Below are 3,308 nucleotides of genomic sequence, written 5' to 3'. Positions count from 1 at the left end.
GCCGTCCACGTGGAGCGGTGCCGCGACGCCCGTGAAGGAGCGGTCACACCCCGTGCGGCGACGCCCTGATCACCACGGGACGTGGCCGGGCGTTGCGGCGCCCGGCTGTGCCGGGGCCCGCAAGAGCCCCGCGTCCGGCGGTGTCCGGGGGATGCCGCGGGCGTGCGGGGCGTCTGCGGCTCCTCGCCGGGAGGCGCCGGGCGGCCGGGAGGCCGATGATGTCGGCAGCGGGCCGGGGTTCACCCTGTTGTCCGGGTTCGCGGAAGGAGTGTGCCGCGCCGTCGGCTCCCTGAGGGCGGCCGACCCCTTCGGGCCGGGGAGACCCGGCTCCGAGGGGCGGTCATGTCGGGTGCGGGGCCCTGAGGCGGGGTCCGGCTGCACGCCTGATGCGCCGCCGGACCACGCGAGGGCAGACATGCCGACGCGGACGGCCGCGCGCTCGTATCCCGTGTGTTCTCCCGGGGGCCGACCGGACACACTGCCCGTGTGGATCTCCGTGCGTGTGTGCCCGCCGCCGCGCGCGTGGATGTCCGTGCGTGTGTGCCCGGCGCCGCGCGCGTGGATGTCCGTGCGTGTGTGCCCGGCGCCCCCGTGCGGGCGCTCAGGCGGACTGCGTGGCCGCCGCGATCCGCTCGTTGCGCAGTTCCTCGAACCACCGGTCGTCGGTCGGAGGCAGGGCGTTGACGTCCAGCGCCAGCTTCAGCAGCAGATCGGCGATCTGCGGATTGCGGGCGAGGACGGGTCCGTGCATGTACGTACCGAAGACCGTCTCGTTGTACGCGCCCTCCGTTCCGTCCCCGGTGCCGTTGCCGTTGCCGAGGCGGACCCGGGCGAAGGGGCGCGCGTTGGGGCCGACATGGGTGATGCCCTGGTGGTTCTCGAAGCCGGTCAGCTGCGGCAGCCCCAGCCGGTCGTCGATGTCGGCCAGAACGTCGCCGACGCAGCGCGCGCCCTCGCCGCGGGTGCTGATCACGTCCAGCAGGCCGAGGCCCTGCTCGCGCTCGCCGAGGTCGTTGATGAACTCGTGGCCGAGGATCTGGTAACCGGCGCAGACCGAGAAGACGATCGCGCCGTTGGCGACCGCGCGGTGCAGCCCGCCGTCGCGGCGCAGCCGCTCGGCCGCCAGTCGCTGCGGCCGGTCCTCGCCGCCGCCGATCAGGTAGATGTCGCCGGATGTGGGGATCTGCTGGTCGCTGCGGACGTCCACGCGGGCCACGTTCAGGCCACGCTGCCGGGCGCGCCGCTCCACCACCAGTACGTTGCCCTGGTCGCCGTAGGTGCTCAGCAGGTCGGGGTAGACCCACACCACGCGCAGGCTGTTGTCGCTCATACTCGCTCGTCCTTCTCCTCGAGGAGTGGGTGGGTCAGTTGCCGACGCGGCGGCGCAGGTCCTGGAAGGCCGTGTAGTTGGCGATCGCCTCGATCCGCCCGGGCGGGGCGAGCTGCACCGCCTCGTCGACGGACTCGCAGACCCGGAAGCCCAGGCCCGCGACCTCCAGGCGCACCGCCAGGTCCAGCTTGCGGTCGCCGATCACGAAGATCGGGTGCCCGGACAGTCGGGTGTAGTCGACGTCCCACAGCCAGGAGGTGTCCGTGCCGTCCGCGCCGCGGGCGTTCACGGAGAGGATCACCGGGGTCGGCGGCGGGTCGATGAGGGAGAAGGTCTCCAGCCAGCCCGCGGGGTTCTTCGCCAGCAGCAGCCGCAGTTCACGGTTCTGGAAGTGGACCACGTCGTACCGGCCGGCCACCGCCTGCACCTGGTACATGCGCTCCAGGGCCACCTGCGGCGGCACCCCGAACACCGCGGCCACGGCGGCGGAGGAGGTGGCGTTCGCCTTGTTGGCCCGGCCCGGCAGCTGGAGACGGATGGGCCAGGCGGAGCCGTGCGGGTCGATGACGTGGTCGCCGGACAGCGCCCAGCTCGGCGAGGGGCGGCGGAAGCCGCACTCGCCGCAGCCCCAGTCGTCGCCCGGGCGCTGGAGCACGCCGCCGCAGGAGGGGCAGGACCAGGCGTCGTCCTTCCACTCCTGGCCCGCGGCCACCCACACCACGTTGGCGGAGGACGAGGCCGCCCACACGATCAGCGGGTCGTCCGCGTTGGCGACGATCACCGCCTTGGAACCGGCCAGGCCCTCGCGCCAGCGTTCGGCGAGCATCCGCGTCTCCGCGGCACGGTCGAGCTGGTCGCGGGAGAGGTTCAGCAGGGCGATGACCTTCGGCGTGGTGTCACGGGCGACCATCGCGAGGTACTTCTCGTCCACCTCGATCACGCCGTACTTGGCGTCGGTGCCGCCGGCCAGCGCCGAGGTGATGCCGGCCGGCATGTTCGCGCCCAGCGCGTTGGAGACGACGGGGCCGCTGGCCCTCAGCGCCTCGGCGATCAGCCGGGTCGTGGTGGTCTTGCCGTTGGTTGCGGAGACCAGGACGACGTCCAGGTTCTGGGCCAGTCTGCCCAGCAAGTCGGGGTCGAGCTTGAGCGCGACCTTGCCGCCGATCACCGACCCGCTGCCGCGGCCCGCGGCGCGGGACACCGCGGCCGCGGCCTTGCCTGCCGTCACGGCCAGCTTGGCCCGCGGCGACAGCGGCTCCGTGTTGCCTGCCATCGTTCTGGATCCTCCTCGCATCAGGCGCGGGCCTCAGCCTATCGATTCCCCGTACGGCGCCCGCACCACGGCACCGTCGTGAGATCGTCGGAGCCGCTGATCGTAATCTTGCCGTCATGCGACAGAGTTCGATTCCCGGCAGTTCGGGACAGGTACGCCCGATGACCCTGTTCGGGGATCCGGTGCTGCACGCGCCGTGCGCCGAAGTCACCGAGTTCGGGCCCGAACTCGCCCGGCTCGTGGAGGACATGTACGCCTCGATGTACGCGGCGCGGGGCGTGGGCCTCGCGGCCAACCAGATCGGCGTCGCGCGAAGGGTGTTCGTCTTCGACTGCCCCGACGACGAGGACCGCAGGCACCTCGGGCACGTGGTCAACCCCCGGCTGGTGGAGGCGGACGGGGTGGTCGTGCGCGGTCCCGAGGGCTGTCTGTCGCTGCCGGGCCTCGAAGCGGGCACGCCGCGCTTCGACCACGCCCTCGTCGAGGGCGTCGACCTGCGGGGTGAGCCGGTGCGGGTGGAGGGCACCGGGTTCTTCGCCCGCTGCCTCCAGCACGAGTGCGATCACCTGGAGGGGATGGTGTACGTGGACCGGCTCGAGGGGTGGCGGCGCCGCAGGGCGCTGCGGGCTGTGGCGAAGGCGCCGTGGTCGGAGCCCCGCGCACAGCCTTGACACCGGCCCCGTTCGGGGGCTCCGCCCCCGGACC

3 protein-coding genes are annotated in these 3,308 nt (G+C 72.9%); 1 reads left to right on the top strand and 2 read right to left on the bottom strand.

Going from position 1 to position 3,308, the window contains the following annotated elements; all coding sequences use genetic code 11:
- Positions 1-601: 601 nt before the first annotated feature.
- Both GUY61_RS36455 and GUY61_RS36450 read right to left on the bottom strand, forming a co-directional pair.
- Entirely contained in the window at positions 602-1,330 is a 729-nt protein-coding gene (locus tag GUY61_RS36455) for a type 1 glutamine amidotransferase (protein WP_166634586.1), read from the bottom strand.
- A gap of 34 nt (positions 1,331-1,364) precedes the next feature.
- A complete protein-coding gene (locus GUY61_RS36450) occupies positions 1,365-2,603 on the bottom strand; it encodes a MurT ligase domain-containing protein (protein WP_166634585.1) in 1,239 nt (412 codons plus the stop codon).
- Between the two features lie 116 nt (positions 2,604-2,719).
- Between GUY61_RS36450 and def the strand changes: the two genes are divergently transcribed.
- Positions 2,720-3,274: a peptide deformylase gene (def, locus tag GUY61_RS36445; protein WP_166634584.1), complete on the top strand. Its 555-nt coding sequence runs from the start codon at positions 2,720-2,722 to the stop codon at positions 3,272-3,274.
- The last annotated feature ends 34 nt before the right edge of the window (positions 3,275-3,308 follow it).

Source organism: Streptomyces sp. GC420, from assembly GCF_009916105.1.
GTDB lineage: Bacteria > Actinomycetota > Actinomycetes > Streptomycetales > Streptomycetaceae > Streptomyces.
Note: the sequence above shows the minus strand (reverse complement) of the source record. Positions and strands in the feature narration are given on the sequence as shown.